Below are 13,061 nucleotides of genomic sequence, written 5' to 3' on the forward strand. Positions count from 1 at the left end.
GGTGCTTATGCCGGCGCCGCTCAGAGGCGGCAGGCGTGGATGTTGGTGACCAGGATCGCCCGGGCGCCGATGGCCCACAGATCGTCCATGATCTGCTGGGCCTCCTTGCGGAGCACCATGGAGCGGACGGCCACCCAGCCCTCGGTGTGCAGCGGGGAGACGGTCGGCGACTCCAGGCCCGGGGTCAGGGCGACGGCGGCGCCGACCTGCTCGGCGCGGATGTCGTAGTCCATCAGCACGTAGCGGCGGGCCACCAGCACGCCCTGCAGCCGGCGCAGGAACTGGTCGACGCGCGGGTCCTCGCCGGCGCCCTTGGGGCGGATCACCACGGAGTCGGAGATCAGGATCGGCTCGCCGAAGACCTCCAGACCGGCGTTGCGCAGGCTGGTGCCGGTCTCCACCACGTCGGCGATCACATCGGCGACGCCCAGCTGCACCGCGGTCTCCACCGCGCCGTCCAGCTTGGTGACGGTGGCCTTCACACCCCGGTCGGTCAGGTGCTGCTCGACCAGGCCGGTGTAGGAGGTGGCGATCCGCAGGCCCTCCAGGTCCGCGACGTCCTCGACCGCCGCGCCGACCGGGCGGGCGAAGCGGAAGGTCGAGCCGGCGAAGCCGAGCGCGAGCACCTCCTCGGCGTTGGAGTGCGAGTCCAGCAGCAGGTCGCGGCCGGTGATGCCGACGTCCAGCCGGCCGGAGCCGACGTAGACGGCGATGTCGCGCGGGCGCAGGAAGAAGAACTCGACCTGGTTGCCCGGGTCGACCAGCACCAGTTCCTTGGAGTCCTTGCGCTGCCGGTAGCCGGCCTCATGGAGCATCTCCGCCGCGGGACCCGAGAGCGAACCCTTGTTGGGCACGGCGATGCGCAGCATGGAGGTCAGTTCCTTACCTGTTCGGTGTGGATGGGTTTCCCGGCGGCCGGGGCGGACCGGAGGTCCGGAGGTACAGAAGTCCAGGGGTGCTTGTCGGTCCGGAGGTACTTCTAGAGGTACTTGTAGACGTCGTCGAGCGTCAGCCCGCGGGCGACCATCATCACCTGAAGGTGGTAGAGGAGTTGCGAGATCTCCTCGGCGGTCTGCTCGTCGGACTGGAACTCGGCGGCCATCCAGACCTCGGCGGCCTCCTCGACGACCTTCTTGCCGATCGCATGGACGCCCTGCTGGACGAGCTGCGCGGTGCGGGAGGACGAGGGGTCGCCGGTGGCGGCCTTCTGCTGGAGCTCGGTGAAGAGCTCCTCGAATGTCTTCGAAGCCATGATGGGACTCACCATACGGCGTGCGGGCGGACCGGCGGTAAACGGTTCCGGACCGTGGACAGTCCGGTGGACGTCCACGGTCCGGGGTGCTGTTCCGGCCTGTCGGCCGAAGACAGGGCCTAGAGGGCGCGCAGGGCGAGGGCGGTCGCGACGGCCGCGGTGACCGCCTCGTGGCCCTTGTCCTCGGTGGAGCCGGGCAGACCGGCGCGGTCCACCGCCTGCTGCTCGTTGTCGCAGGTCAGCACGCCGAAGCCGACCGGGACGCCGGTGTCCACGGAGACCTGGGTGAGGCCCGCGGTGGCGGCCTGGCAGACGTAGTCGAAGTGCGGGGTGCCGCCGCGGACGACCACGCCGAGGGCGATCACGGCGTCGTAGCCGCGCTCGGCGAGGCGCTTGGCGGCCACCGGCAGCTCGAAGGTGCCGGGGACGCGCAGGACGGTCGGCTCGGCGACGCCCAGCTCCTTGAGGGCGCGGTGGGCGCCGTCGAGCAGGCCGTTCATCACCTGCTCGTGCCACTGGGCGGCGATCACGGCGACCTTGAGGTCGGCGGCGTTGTCGATGGTCAGCTCGGGGGCTCCGTGGCCGCTCATGTGCGGTGCCTTTCGGTGGTTCGGGTTGCTGGTTGCTGGTTGCTGGTCGCTGGTCGCGGCTGGCGGGTTGCTGGTCGCGGGTGGCGGACCAGTACGGGAAGGAGGGTGCGGGTGCGGCCGGGTCAGCCGTCGAGGCCGGGCAGGTCGTGGCCCATCCGGTCGCGCTTGGTCCGCAGGTAACGGGCGTTGTGCTCGCCGGCCGGGATCTCCACCGGCTCGCGGCCCTTGACCTTGAGCCCGTGCTCGGTGAGCGCGGTGAGCTTGTCCGGGTTGTTGGTCAGCAGCGTCAGCGAGCGGACCCCGAGGTCGCCGAGCATCTGGGCGCCGATGCTGTAGTCCCGGGCGTCCGCGGGCAGGCCCAGGTCGAGGTTGGCGTCGACGGTGTCCCGGCCGCGCTCCTGGAGCTCGTAGGCACGCAGCTTGTGCGCCAGGCCGATGCCCCGGCCCTCGTGGCCGCGCAGGTAGAGCACCACGCCCCGGCCTGCCTCGGCGACCCGCCGCAGCGAGGCCTGGAGCTGGGGGCCGCAGTCGCAGCGCAGCGAGCCGAGCACGTCGCCGGTCAGGCACTCGGAGTGGACCCGGACCAGGACGTCCTCGCCGTCGGGGAGCCGGCCGTCCTCGGCCAGTCCGCCGGCGACCAGCGCGATGTGCTCGACACCGTCGAGGGTGCCCCGGTAGCCGACGGCGGTGAACTCGCCGTACGCGGTCGGCAGGGAGGTGACGGCGGCCCGGTCGACGTGCAGCTCGGTGCGGCGGCGGTAGGCGATGAGGTCCTCGATCGAGATGATCGCCAGGTTGTGCTCGCGGGCGAAGGCCACCAGTTCGGGCAGCCGGGCCATGGTGCCGTCGTCGTTGACCACCTCGGCGATCGCGCCGGCCGGCGGCAGGCCGGCCAGCCGGGCCAGGTCGACCGCGGCCTCGGTGTGGCCGGGGCGGACCAGCACGCCGCCCTCGACGGCGCGCAGCGGGAAGACGTGCCCCGGGCGGGCGAGGTCGGCGGGGCCGGTGCCGGGCGAGGCGAGCAGGCGCACGGTGCGGGCCCGGTCGGCGGCCGAGATGCCGGTGTCGACGCCGTCCCTGGCGTCCACCGAGACGGCGTAGGCGGTGCCCTTGCGGTCCTCGTTGACCTGGGTCATCGGCGGGAGCTTGAGCCGGTCCAGCTCGGCGCCGGTCATCGGGGCGCAGATCACGCCGGAGCTGTAGCGGACGGTGAAGGCCATCAGCTCGGGGGTGGCGGCGGAGGCGGCGAAGACGATGTCGCCCTCGTTCTCGCGGTCCTCGTCGTCGACGACGATCACGGCGCGGCCGAGCGCGATGTCGGCGACGGCCCGCTCGACCGGGTCGAGGACGAACTCGCCGACCGGGTCCCCGGCCGGGGCCGCGGTGGGGTTCTCTGCCGGACGCGTGGTGGGGTTCTCGGTCATGCGGAGGCTCCCTGGAGGGCGGGGTCGGTCACGGGGTGGGCGGTGCGGCCGCGGAGCCACCAGGCGCGCAGGCCGAGCAGGACCAGGACGAAGTAGACGGAGTAGGCGAAGCCGGAGAAGACCAGGCCGTTGTCGAAGGCGAGCGGCACGCCGACCAGGTCGACGGCGATCCAGGCGAACCAGAACTCGACCCAGCCGCGGGCCTGGGCGACCATCGCGGCCAGCGTGCCGACGAAGATGTAGGCGTCCGGCCAGGCGTCCCAGGACAGTTGCGGGACGGCGGTGAAGAGCGTGCCGACCGCCAGGGTGCCGAGCGCGGTGCCGCCGATCAGCGCGGCGCGCTCGCGGCCGGTGGCGAAGCGCACGGCGACGTCGCCCTCGCCCCGCGCGCCGCGCTGCCACCTGGTCCAGCCCCACACGGCGGCCACGACCACGACGATCTGCTTGCCGACGCCGCCGCTGAGGTGGGCGCTCCAGTAGGCGCCGACCAGGACCAGGCCGGAGAGCAGCTGGACCGGCCAGGTCAGCCGGGACCGCTGCCAGCCGAGGGCGAGCGCGGCGAGGCCGAGCAGGTTGCCGATGATGTCGGAGCGGTAGACGTCCTGGCCGAGCAGGTGGACGGTGCCGTTGAGCCAGTTCACCGTTCCTCCCCCGGAGTGCCGTCCGGTGCGGGCAGGGACGCTGCGGGCAGGGACGGTGCGGGCAGGGGCGGGAGGGTGCGGGCCTCCAGCAGCCGCTCGACGTACTTGGCGAGCACGTCGACCTCCAGGTTGACGCTCTCGCCGACGGCCCTGGTGCCGAGGGTGGTCAGCGCGAGGGTGGCCGGGATGAGGCTGACGGTGAAGCTGTCGCGGGCGGCCTCGACCACGGTGAGGCTGACGCCGTCGACGGTGATCGAGCCCTTCTCGACCAGGTAGCGCGAGACGGAGTCGGGCAGCGAGAACCGCAGCACCTCCCAGCGGAGTTCGCCGGCCGCGTCGCGCTCCCCCGGCTCACGGCTCAACAGCCGCCCGGTGGCGTCGACATGACCCTGCACCAGATGTCCGCCGAGCCGGGCGCCGAGCGCCATGGCGCGCTCCAGGTTGACCCGTCCACCGGGCTTCAACTCGCCGAGGCTGGAACGGTGGAGGGTCTCGGCCATCACATCGGCGCTGAACTCCCCGGTACCGGCCGCGAGTTCCTCGGGGGTGTCGACGACGGTGAGGCAGACGCCGTTGACCGCGATGGAGTCGCCGTGCCGCGCGCCCTCGCAGACCACCGGGCCGCGCAGACGGATTCGCGAGGATTCGCCGATCTCCTCGATCGACACGACCTCGCCGAGCTCTTCGATGATGCCGGTGAACACCCGGGTTCTCCTCGCGCTTGGGGCGCGGACTCCGGGGTGTGGCACGGGAGAAGGACACGGACAGGTGTGGGCGCGGGGGTACGCGGACCGCCGGACGGCAACGGGACCCGTCGCCGGGCTGCCGCCGAACCGGGCGCCGGAACGAGGGGGAACCCCGTCCGTCGCCGCACACCGCCTCCCGAGGTCCACCGGGGGACCACGGGCCCTGCTCACTCGTCCGCCGCGCACGCCTCCCATCCGGACTTTAACCGTCGGTCCAGGAATTTCACCTGGTCAACCGGCCGCTGGCTGCGGACGGGTCGCGGACTGTAACCGCCGGTTCGGATTTTCACCGACCCCGGAGTGCGCTGAACGTCACTGCTGATTCTGCCGTCATTCTGCCATGATCCGCGCGGAGCAAGGGAGAGGTGTCCACTGTGGCCTCTTTCACTCGGTGCCGGGGAATGGACCGCGCGGGTCTCCGGAGGGGGTGCGCCGCCTGTCCGGGGGCGCCTCCGGCGGCGGCCCTGGGCGTCCGGTGGCGGTCCGGGGTGCGTCGGGCGCAGGCTGGTGGTACCGGGGCGGCGGCACGCGCCGTCGCGGGCGACCGCGGGAGGTGCGGGAGCTATGGCCAAGTTCATGGACGTCCACCACGGGATGGCCGGCATCACCGAGGAACAGTTGCGGATGGCGCACCAGGCGGACCTGGCGATCCAGGCCGAGGAGGGCGTGACCTTCGAGCAGGCCTGGGCCGATCCGGAGTCGGGCCACGTCTACTGCCTGTCCGAGGCCCCGTCGAAGGAGGCCGTGCAGCGGATCCACGAGCGCACCGGGCATCCGGCGGCCGAGGTGCACCCCGTGCCGCTGATCGTCTGAGATCGTCCGACCGTTCCGGGGCCGTCCGGCGGAGTCCGGACCGCCCGGGCCGCGGCGGCTCAGGGCGCCGGGACCGGTGTGAAGTGGCTGACCTCCGGCGGGTGGGCCAGGTAGCGCAGTTCGCCCTCCGACCAGACCGGCCGGATCCGCCACATCGGCCCCGCGTAGCCGAGCAGCGCCGCCTCGTCGCGCCAGCGGCTGACCACGAGCACCCGGTGCCCGTCCTCGGTGACGGAGCGCAACAGCTCGCCGCCGAGGCAGCCGTCGGTGCGCCCGAGCTGTGGGAGCACCTTGCTGATCAGTACCTCGCAGAACTCCTCGATGTGCCCGGCCATGACCTGCCCGGCCCAGATTCTGATGATCACGGCGACCACCTGCCCCGAAAGCGTCCTGGCCCCATTATCGACGCGAAAACGCTGGTGGCGAGGGGTTCGGGCGGGATTTCCCGACGGCGGACGGCCGCTCCGGAAGGGGCTCGACTACGTTGATCGGTATGACCAGCACACCGGAGTCCGTTGTTCCGTCAACAGCCGGGCCGGAACGGCCTTCCGGCCTGTTCGAGGCTCTCGCCGCCACCTCCGTGCGTGACGCGGCCGGGCTGCGGGAGGTCTACGAGCAGCCCGGGGACCACGCGCGCCGCAAGCAGGTGGACCGCATCCACGAGGTCGCCCGGCAGTTGATCGCCTGCTCCTCGCTGGTCCTCCTGGCCAGCACGGACGCCGAGGGGCGCTGCGACGTGTCCCCGCGCGGCGGCCCGGCCGGGCTCGTGTCGGTGCTCGACGAGTTCACCCTGGCGATCCCGGACGCGACCGGCAACAAGCGGCTGGACACCCTGCACAACATCGTCGGGACCGGCCGGATCGGGCTGCTGTTCGTCGTGCCGGGCCGGGACACCACCCTGCGGGTCAACGGGCGGGCCTGCGTCTCCACCGATCCCCGGCTGCTGGAGCAGCTGACGGCGGTCGGCAAGCCGCCGCGCAGCGCGATCGTGGTCGCCGTCGAGGAGGTGTTCGCGCACTGCCCGAAGGCGTTCGTGCGCGCCTCGGCGTGGAAGCCGGAGAACTGGCTCGGCAAGGACGCCCAGCCGAGTTCGGCCGAGGTCACGCTCTCGCACCTGGCGGACCCGTCGCTGACCGTCGAGGCGATCGAGCAGAACGAGCGGGAGGCGCTGCTCTACCGCTACGAGTGACGCTACGAGCAACGGCGAGACCGGGGCCGGGAACGACGGTGCGGGGCCGGCCGGGGCTCTCGTGCCGCCCCGACCGGCCCCGCACGGACCGCCGGGGTCAGGCCGCGGCCCCGGACTTGGCGACGTCCACCACGCTCGCCCCGCTCGCCGCCCGCTGGACGGCCTCCACGCCCTTGTGGGCGGCGTCCTTGCTCGCGTAGCCCTGGCCGGTGGCGACGATCTCGCCGTTGCCCGCCTTGAGCCGGAACCGGAACTTGCCGCCGGCGTCCTCGTACACCTCGAACTTGCCCGCCATCCGGGCCACCTCCTCGTCGACGGGACGCGCCGCGCGCCCCACCTGCACGGTGCGCCCGGCCGCCGCCGCCCCGCACCCGCTCGGGGTCCGGACGGGTGACCGGGGCCGGAGCGCGTGCCGGGGCGGCCCGGGGCCGGTTGAATGGACGGATGGACTGCGTCTTCTGCGCGGTGGTCGCCGGCACGGAGCCCGCGCACCGGGTGCTGGACGACGAGGCGGCGGTGGCCTTCCTGGACCGCCGGCCGCTCTTCCCCGGCCATGTGCTGGTGGTCCCGCGCGACCACCACCCCACCCTCACGGACCTGCCGCCGGCGGCGGTGGGCCCGTTCTTCCTGCGGGTGCGGCGGGTGGCCGCGGCGGTGGAGCTCGGGATGGGAGCGGCGGGGACCTTCGTCGCGGCGAACAACCGGGTCAGCCAGTCGGTGCCGCACCTGCACGTCCATGTGGTGCCGCGCAACCCGAAGGACGGGCTGCGCGGCTTCTTCTGGCCGCGCCGGGCGTACTCCGACGAGGCGGACGCGGCGCTGGTCGCCGAGCGGCTGCGCGCCGCGCTCGCCCCCTGAGCCCGGCCGGGCGGCTCAGGTCCGGCCCTCCTGCTTCAGGTCCGGCCCGCCGGCTCAGCCGACCCGGACGTTGTCGACCACCCAGTACCAGTTGTTGCTGCCGGTGTACCGGAAGCGCAGCCGCAACCGGCTCGCGCCCGCCGGGACGGCCAGGTCCAGCCGCTGGCGGCCGTTGGTGTCGGCGGTGTAGCTCTTCACCTCGACCGGCGTGCCGCCGTCCCAGACCGCGAGCACCCGGGCGGTCTGGGCGCCCTCCGGCCGGTAGAAGGTGGTGAAGGCGACCGGGACGCTGCTCCGGCCCGCCACCGGGTACTCGGGGCTGACCAGGGTGGAGTCGTAGTTCCCCTGGAAGGTCTTGTCGGCCCACTCGTCGGAGTCGGCGACGGCGAAGACGTTGCGGGAGCGGACGTTGAGCTCGCGGTTCTGGTCGCGCTGCGCCTTGGTCCAGAACTCGTCGGTGGTGAACGACCAGCCGCGCCACTCGGTGACCCCGCCGGTGCCCATCGCCGAGTTGTCGACGGACCAGCCGGCCGGCGCGGTGCGGGTGAAGCCGAGGACGCCGGCGGGGATGCCGGTCTCGTCGACCCGGCCGGTGAGCTGCGGGCGCAGCGCGTCGAAGTCGTCCGGGACCAGGGCCGGCACCGGGGTGCCGTCGAGGCCCCAGGCGGGGTCGGCGGTGATGCCGAGGTGGGCCAGGGCGGTGGGTGCGATGTCGACCATCCGCACGTCGAAACGGACCGAACCGGCCGGGAACGCCGAGCCGTTGGCGATCAGGAAGGTCTGCCGCTCCTCCCAGGTGGAGCCGCCGTGGCCGCCGGTGGGGGTGTGGCCGTGGTCGGCGGTGACCATCACCAGCCAGTCCTCCTGGGCGTAGCCGGCCCGGCCGCGGACGGCGGTGAGGATCTGGCCGACCTGGGCGTCCACGCCCCGGATCGCGTCCAGGTAGGCCTGGCTGGCGGAGCCGCTGCTGTGGCCGGCGTGGTCGACGTTGTCGAGCTGGACGAAGACCGCGTCGGGGTTGCCGTCGCGCAGCCGGGCGACGGCGCGGGCGGTGGTGCCGGTGTCGTACTCGGCGGACGGGGTGGCGACCCGGGTGTCGACCCGGCCGGAGTAGATGGTGTCGGCGATCGGCGCCCAGGACGCCACCACGTAGGTGGAGAGCGCCGGGTTCGCCGTCTCGACCCGGGTCAGGAAGTCGGGGTAGGCGGCGAAGGCGGGGGCGGTGAAGTTGTTGTCGCGGACGTTGTGCTTGTCCGGCCAGACGCCGGTGGCGATGGTGGACCAGCCGGGGCCGGAGGAGGTGCCGGCCATCGGGCTGGTGTAGAGGCTGCTGGCGGCGGTGAGGCCGCCGGCCATCAGGGCGGCGAGGTTCGGGGCGCCGGAGTCCTTGATGCGGGTGAGCATGGCGCCGTCCAGGCCGATGACCAGGACCTTGGGGGTGCGGGCCGCGGCGGCGGTGGCTCCGGCCGCGCGGGTCGCGGGGGCGGTCGCGGGGGTGGTGGCGGTGGCCGCGTGGGCGGCGGTGGCGGCCAGCGGGCCGGCGGCGAGTGCCGCGGCGGCGCCGAGGAGCAGGCCGCGGCGGGACAGGCCGGGGGTGGCGTCGGGCCGGGCGGTGGTGCTCTGCGGGGTGGCGTGGGTCTGCTGCGCGGCGGGGATCCGGGGGTCCACGTCGTCCTCCTGATGCGTCGTCATGGCGCGGAACGGGGCGGTGACTACGGTCGGAGCAGCGGATGGCCGGGGGTCGCCGGATTTCCGACCCGGGTGTGAACAACGCCCGAATTCGGTCCAGACCCGTTATCTTTCTGTGATCATGAAGGGCCCGCGAAGGGAGCCGGGGGAAGGTCAGTCCGCTTCGAGCCTGGTGGTGAAACTGAAGCGGTCGCCCCGGTAGAGCGAGCGGACCCGCTCCACCGGACGGTCGGCGGAATCCCTGGTCAGACGGTGCAGCAGCAGCATCGGCAGCGCGGGCGGGGTGCCGATCAGCAGCGCCTCGCGCGGGGTCGCCAGCACGGTCTCGATCCGCTCGTCGGCGGCGCCGAAGGAGATGCCGACCTTCTCCCCGAGGTACGCGTACAGCGAGGACCCGGGGTCGAACTCCTCCTCCAGCCCCGGCACCCGCCCGACCGCCAGATAGGTGCTCTCCAGGCCCACCCGCTCGCCGTCCGCGAGCAGCACCCGCTCCAGGTGCCAGACCGGATCCCCGGGGCCGATCCTCAACTGCCCGGCCAGCTGGGGGTCGGCGCCCAGCCGTTCGAGCCCGATCAGGGTCCGGCCCGGCACCCGGCCCTGGCGCCGCACGCCCTCGGTGTAACTGGCCAGCGAGAGCGGCTGCTCCAGCTTGGGGCCGGCCACCACCGTGCTGCGGCCGCGCCGCCGGACCCGGCCCTGGATCAGCAGTTCGCGCAGGGCCTGGCGCAGGGTCTCCCGGGCCACCTCGAAGCGGGCGGCGAGCTCGCGCTCGGTCGGCAGCACGCCCCCCTCGCCGAGCTCGTCGAGCAGCGCCTCCAGCTGGCCCTTGACGGCGTAGTACTTGGGCACCCGGCCGTGCTCCGGAATGCCCGACCTGATCGGTGCGCCGGGGCCCGACCGGGCGTCGGCGTCGGGGGTCTGATCCACCCGGACATCCTCCCAGACCCGGCGGCCGGGCCATGACAGGCCGTCGGGGCGCCGCCGGCCCGCCCCTCGGGCCGCCCTCCCCCGGCCCCTTTTCGGGCAATTCGCCCCGACCCCCTTGACAGGTATAGACCACTCCGCTTGAGTCTGGGACAGCCCCGCACCCGGCCCGCACCCCGGTCGGCCCGTCCCCCACGACGCGCCCCCCACCGCGGGGCCCCGGCTCCCCTGCCCCGACGTCCCGTCCTCCACGACCGTGCGGCCCCCACCGCACAAGGGGTGATCAAGTGTCCACGAAACGCCTGCTCGCACTGCTGTCCGCCGTCCTCACGGCGCTCGCGGTGATCCTGCTGCTGCCCGCCGCCAACGCCAGCGCCGCCGTCTGCGCGACGCCCTGGAACTCCTCCGCCGTCTACACCGGCGGGGCCGCCGTCTCGTACAACGGCCACAACTGGCTCGCCAAGTGGTGGACCCAGAACGAGCCGCCCAGCACCGGCGGTTCGGGCGTCTGGTCCGACCAGGGCGGCTGCGGCACCGGCCCGGACCCGACCGGCACGCCCACCCCCACGGGCACCGTGAACCCGGGCGGATTCCCGGTCAGCCAGGCGCAGTTCAACCAGATGTTCCCGAACCGGAACCCCTTCTACACCTACCAGGGCCTGATCGACGCCCTCTCCGCGTACCCCGCGTTCGCCGCGACCGGCACCGACACCGTCCGCAAGCAGGAGGCCGCGGCGTTCCTCGCCAACGTCAACCACGAAACCGGCGCGCTGGTCTACGTGGTGGAGCAGAACACCGCCAACTACCCGCACTACTGCGACACTTCCCAGCCCTACGGCTGCCCGGCCGGACAGGCCGCCTACTACGGGCGCGGGCCGATCCAGCTGAGCTGGAACTTCAACTACAAGGCCGCCGGTGACGCCCTCGGCATCGACCTGCTGCACAACCCCAACCTGGTGCAGACCGACCCGGCCGTGGCCTGGAAGACCGCGCTCTGGTACTGGAACACCCAGAACGGCCCGGGCACCATGACCCCCCACAACGCCATGGTCAACGGCGCGGGCTTCGGCGAGACCATCCGCAGCATCAACGGCTCGCTGGAGTGCAACGGCGGCAACCCCGCGCAGGTGCAGAGCCGGATCAACGCCTACCAGCGCTTCACCCAGCTGCTCGGCACCGTCCCCGGCAACAACCTGAGCTGCTGACGGACCGACGGGGCGGCGGGACCGTACCTCCCGGGGACGAGCGGCGGGTGCCGAAATCGTCGCCGCGGTGGACGCGACCGCCGTCCCGCCCCTCCTAGGCTCGGACGCATGAACGATCTTGGCAGCCTCGTCCAGCAGACCGCCGACCGCCTCGCCGGCCAACAGGTCGGCGCGGTGGTCGCCGGTCTCGCCCGCGGCACGGTGGAGATCCGCGGCGCCGGACGCACCGGCCCGGGGGCCGCCGGCGGTCCCCCCGGCCCCGACACCCTCTTCGAGATCGGCTCGGTGACCAAGGTCTTCACCTCGCTCGCGCTCGCCCGGCTGACGCTGGCGGGCACCGTCACCCTCGACGACCCGCTCGCCGAGGTCCTCGCCGACGCCCTCCCGGCCGGCGCCACCGTCCCGGCCAAGGGCACGGAACCGCTCGCGCTGCGGCACCTCGCCACCCACACCTCCGGCCTGCCGAGGCTGCCCGCGGGCATGCTGCTGTCCTCCCTCCTCAGCCCCAACAAGCCCGACCCGTACGCGCACTGCACCGCCGAGACCCTGCTGGCCGGCCTCGGCCGGACCAGGCTCCGGGCCACCCCCGGCCGCAGCTTCCGCTACTCCAACCTCGGCGCCGGACTGCTCGGCCTCGCCCTGGCCCACCGGGCCGGCGTCGGCTACGGGGAGCTCGTGCGGCGGGAGGTCTGCGAGCCGCTCGGGCTGGCGGACACCGTCCTGGAGCCCTCCCCGGAGCAGACCGCACGCCTCGCCCCCGGCCACACCCCCGGCGGACGGCCCGTCCCGGCCTGGCACCTCGCCGACCTCGCCGGCGCGGGCGGACTCCGCTCCACCGCGGCCGACCTGGCGGTCCTCCTCCGCGCCCAACTGGCCGTCGACACCGCGGAGACGCCGCTCGGGCCCGCGATCGCCCTCACCCGCGAGGTCCGGCACCGGGTCAACCCGGTCGCCTGGATGCACCTCGGCTGGCTCGGCCACCGCCTGCACGCCCGCCAGGGCGGCCACCTCCAGATCTGGCACAACGGCGGCACCGGCGGCTACCGCTCCTTCGTCGCCTTCGACCCCGAACGCCAGGTCGGCGTCATCGTCCTCGCCAACACCCGCCGCTCCGTCGACACCCCCGCCGTCCGCCTCCTCCGCACCCTCCAGACCACCCTCGCCACCGCCCCGGGCCAGTAGCGTGGCCCGAGCAGGGAGAACCGAGTTCCGCACCGACCGACCGGAGGACCGGACCGTGAAGTCCGATCCCGGCTGTCCGGATCCGCAGCCCACGTCCGTCCCGGAAGCCGGCCGCCGGTACCCGGGCGGACGCGGCATCCACCCGAACGGCGCCCCGGTCGACCCCGCGCAGGCGGCGGCATGACCGGGCCGTTCGACCCGGTCGACCGGGTGGTCGAGGTGGTCGAGGTGGAGATCGCGATCGATCAGGTCACCACCGTGACGCCGACCGAGGCCACCGCAACCGTGCGCTGCATGGTCGGCCCCGTTCGCCTCGGCGCCCGCTTCGACCGGATCCGCGATTCGAGAGCGGCCGTCGATCTGGAGCTGACGCAGATCCTCGCCTACCGCCGACCCGTCGAGGAACTCGACCCGGTCCACACCGCGCTCGTGACCCTCCGGGGTGCCGGAGTCCGACACCTCACGAGCTCGACCCGAGGAACCGGCTGGCAGGTCGTCCGGGGAACGAACCCGCCGCCGCCGCAGGTACCGACCGCCGCTCCTTGAGG

Annotated in this window: 16 protein-coding genes and 1 riboswitch; of the genes, 6 read left to right on the forward strand and 10 right to left on the reverse strand. The window is 73.4% G+C overall.

Features of this window, described 5'->3' with window-relative positions:
* Positions 1-20 precede the first annotated feature (20 nt).
* The 6 genes from hisG to ACW14Y_RS08395 form a co-directional block, all read right to left on the reverse strand.
* Positions 21-869, reverse strand: coding sequence for an ATP phosphoribosyltransferase (gene hisG / locus ACW14Y_RS08370; RefSeq protein WP_380311117.1), 849 nt, complete (start codon positions 867-869; stop codon positions 21-23).
* A 110-nt stretch (positions 870-979) separates the two neighbouring features.
* Positions 980-1,252: a phosphoribosyl-ATP diphosphatase gene (locus ACW14Y_RS08375; RefSeq protein WP_030306151.1), complete on the reverse strand. Its 273-nt coding sequence runs from the start codon at positions 1,250-1,252 to the stop codon at positions 980-982.
* 119 nt (positions 1,253-1,371) lie between these two features.
* Positions 1,372-1,842, reverse strand: coding sequence for a 6,7-dimethyl-8-ribityllumazine synthase (ribH, locus tag ACW14Y_RS08380; protein ID WP_380311119.1), 471 nt, complete (start codon positions 1,840-1,842; stop codon positions 1,372-1,374).
* Positions 1,843-1,964: 122 nt separating this feature from the next.
* Positions 1,965-3,266 (reverse strand): bifunctional 3,4-dihydroxy-2-butanone-4-phosphate synthase/GTP cyclohydrolase II, encoded by a 1,302-nt coding sequence (locus ACW14Y_RS08385; protein WP_380311121.1) that lies wholly within the window; start codon positions 3,264-3,266, stop codon positions 1,965-1,967.
* The gene (locus ACW14Y_RS08390) at positions 3,263-3,907 is read right to left on the reverse strand and encodes a nicotinamide mononucleotide transporter family protein (protein WP_380311123.1); all 645 of its coding nucleotides are present in this window, start codon (positions 3,905-3,907) and stop codon (positions 3,263-3,265) included. Before ACW14Y_RS08390 ends, ACW14Y_RS08385 begins: the two co-directional genes overlap by 4 nt.
* The gene (locus ACW14Y_RS08395) at positions 3,904-4,611 is read right to left on the reverse strand and encodes a riboflavin synthase (protein ID WP_380443121.1); all 708 of its coding nucleotides are present in this window, start codon (positions 4,609-4,611) and stop codon (positions 3,904-3,906) included. Before ACW14Y_RS08395 ends, ACW14Y_RS08390 begins: the two co-directional genes overlap by 4 nt.
* A gap of 221 nt (positions 4,612-4,832) precedes the next feature.
* Positions 4,833-4,960: riboswitch (FMN riboswitch) on the reverse strand.
* Positions 4,961-5,217: 257 nt separating this feature from the next.
* On the opposite strand from ACW14Y_RS08395, the gene ACW14Y_RS08400 reads away from it, so the two are divergent.
* On the forward strand, positions 5,218-5,466 hold the full coding sequence (locus ACW14Y_RS08400) for an SCO4226 family nickel-binding protein (protein WP_093863121.1): 249 nt from the start codon (positions 5,218-5,220) through the stop codon (positions 5,464-5,466).
* 59 nt (positions 5,467-5,525) lie between these two features.
* Here the strand turns inward: ACW14Y_RS08400 and ACW14Y_RS08405 are convergent, their stop codons facing one another.
* On the reverse strand, positions 5,526-5,831 hold the full coding sequence (locus ACW14Y_RS08405; RefSeq protein WP_380311127.1) for an antibiotic biosynthesis monooxygenase family protein: 306 nt from the start codon (positions 5,829-5,831) through the stop codon (positions 5,526-5,528).
* A 128-nt stretch (positions 5,832-5,959) separates the two neighbouring features.
* On the opposite strand from ACW14Y_RS08405, the gene ACW14Y_RS08410 reads away from it, so the two are divergent.
* The gene (locus ACW14Y_RS08410) at positions 5,960-6,655 is read left to right on the forward strand and encodes an MSMEG_1061 family FMN-dependent PPOX-type flavoprotein (protein ID WP_456986390.1); all 696 of its coding nucleotides are present in this window, start codon (positions 5,960-5,962) and stop codon (positions 6,653-6,655) included.
* Between the two features lie 97 nt (positions 6,656-6,752).
* Here the strand turns inward: ACW14Y_RS08410 and ACW14Y_RS08415 are convergent, their stop codons facing one another.
* Entirely contained in the window at positions 6,753-6,950 is a 198-nt protein-coding gene (locus tag ACW14Y_RS08415) for a YegP family protein (protein WP_266275859.1), read from the reverse strand.
* A gap of 149 nt (positions 6,951-7,099) precedes the next feature.
* On the opposite strand from ACW14Y_RS08415, the gene ACW14Y_RS08420 reads away from it, so the two are divergent.
* Positions 7,100-7,513, forward strand: a complete 414-nt coding sequence (locus tag ACW14Y_RS08420; RefSeq protein WP_380443638.1) for an HIT family protein — start codon at positions 7,100-7,102, stop codon at positions 7,511-7,513.
* 54 nt (positions 7,514-7,567) lie between these two features.
* Here ACW14Y_RS08420 and ACW14Y_RS08425 read toward each other — a convergent pair whose 3' ends face one another.
* Positions 7,568-9,205: an alkaline phosphatase family protein gene (locus tag ACW14Y_RS08425; protein WP_402722200.1), complete on the reverse strand. Its 1,638-nt coding sequence runs from the start codon at positions 9,203-9,205 to the stop codon at positions 7,568-7,570.
* 150 nt (positions 9,206-9,355) lie between these two features.
* Positions 9,356-10,129, reverse strand: coding sequence for a GntR family transcriptional regulator (locus ACW14Y_RS08430; RefSeq protein ID WP_380310458.1), 774 nt, complete (start codon positions 10,127-10,129; stop codon positions 9,356-9,358).
* 284 nt (positions 10,130-10,413) lie between these two features.
* Here ACW14Y_RS08430 and ACW14Y_RS08435 point away from each other — a divergent pair, with 284 nt between their 5' ends.
* The 3 genes from ACW14Y_RS08435 (at position 10,414) to ACW14Y_RS08445 (ending at position 13,059) form a co-directional block, all read left to right on the forward strand.
* Complete coding sequence (locus ACW14Y_RS08435; RefSeq protein WP_380310460.1) at positions 10,414-11,331, forward strand: glycoside hydrolase family 19 protein; 918 nt, start codon at positions 10,414-10,416, stop codon at positions 11,329-11,331.
* Positions 11,332-11,439: 108 nt separating this feature from the next.
* Positions 11,440-12,513 (forward strand): serine hydrolase domain-containing protein, encoded by a 1,074-nt coding sequence (locus ACW14Y_RS08440; protein ID WP_456986391.1) that lies wholly within the window; start codon positions 11,440-11,442, stop codon positions 12,511-12,513.
* 180 nt (positions 12,514-12,693) lie between these two features.
* On the forward strand, positions 12,694-13,059 hold the full coding sequence (locus tag ACW14Y_RS08445; protein ID WP_456986392.1) for a hypothetical protein: 366 nt from the start codon (positions 12,694-12,696) through the stop codon (positions 13,057-13,059).
* Positions 13,060-13,061: the final 2 nt, after the last annotated feature.

Source organism: Kitasatospora sp. cg17-2 (assembly GCF_054031055.1).

What these genes read in the sequence shown, in the direction of transcription:
- ACW14Y_RS08415 (WP_266275859.1), bottom strand. Translation starts at nt 6,950, where the DNA reads ATGGCGGGCAAGTTCGAGGTGTACGAGGACGCCGGCGGCAAGTTCCGG.
- ACW14Y_RS08375 (WP_030306151.1), bottom strand. Translation starts at nt 1,252, where the DNA reads ATGGCTTCGAAGACATTCGAGGAGCTCTTCACCGAGCTCCAGCAGAAG.
- ACW14Y_RS08385 (WP_380311121.1), bottom strand. Translation starts at nt 3,266, where the DNA reads ATGACCGAGAACCCCACCACGCGTCCGGCAGAGAACCCCACCGCGGCC.
- ACW14Y_RS08400 (WP_093863121.1), top strand. Translation starts at nt 5,218, where the DNA reads ATGGCCAAGTTCATGGACGTCCACCACGGGATGGCCGGCATCACCGAG.
- ribH (WP_380311119.1), bottom strand. Translation starts at nt 1,842, where the DNA reads ATGAGCGGCCACGGAGCCCCCGAGCTGACCATCGACAACGCCGCCGAC.
- ACW14Y_RS08440 (WP_456986391.1), top strand. Translation starts at nt 11,440, where the DNA reads ATGAACGATCTTGGCAGCCTCGTCCAGCAGACCGCCGACCGCCTCGCC.
- ACW14Y_RS08425 (WP_402722200.1), bottom strand. Translation starts at nt 9,205, where the DNA reads ATGACGACGCATCAGGAGGACGACGTGGACCCCCGGATCCCCGCCGCG.
- ACW14Y_RS08410 (WP_456986390.1), top strand. Translation starts at nt 5,960, where the DNA reads ATGACCAGCACACCGGAGTCCGTTGTTCCGTCAACAGCCGGGCCGGAA.
- ACW14Y_RS08420 (WP_380443638.1), top strand. Translation starts at nt 7,100, where the DNA reads ATGGACTGCGTCTTCTGCGCGGTGGTCGCCGGCACGGAGCCCGCGCAC.
- hisG (WP_380311117.1), bottom strand. Translation starts at nt 869, where the DNA reads ATGCTGCGCATCGCCGTGCCCAACAAGGGTTCGCTCTCGGGTCCCGCG.
- ACW14Y_RS08445 (WP_456986392.1), top strand. Translation starts at nt 12,694, where the DNA reads ATGACCGGGCCGTTCGACCCGGTCGACCGGGTGGTCGAGGTGGTCGAG.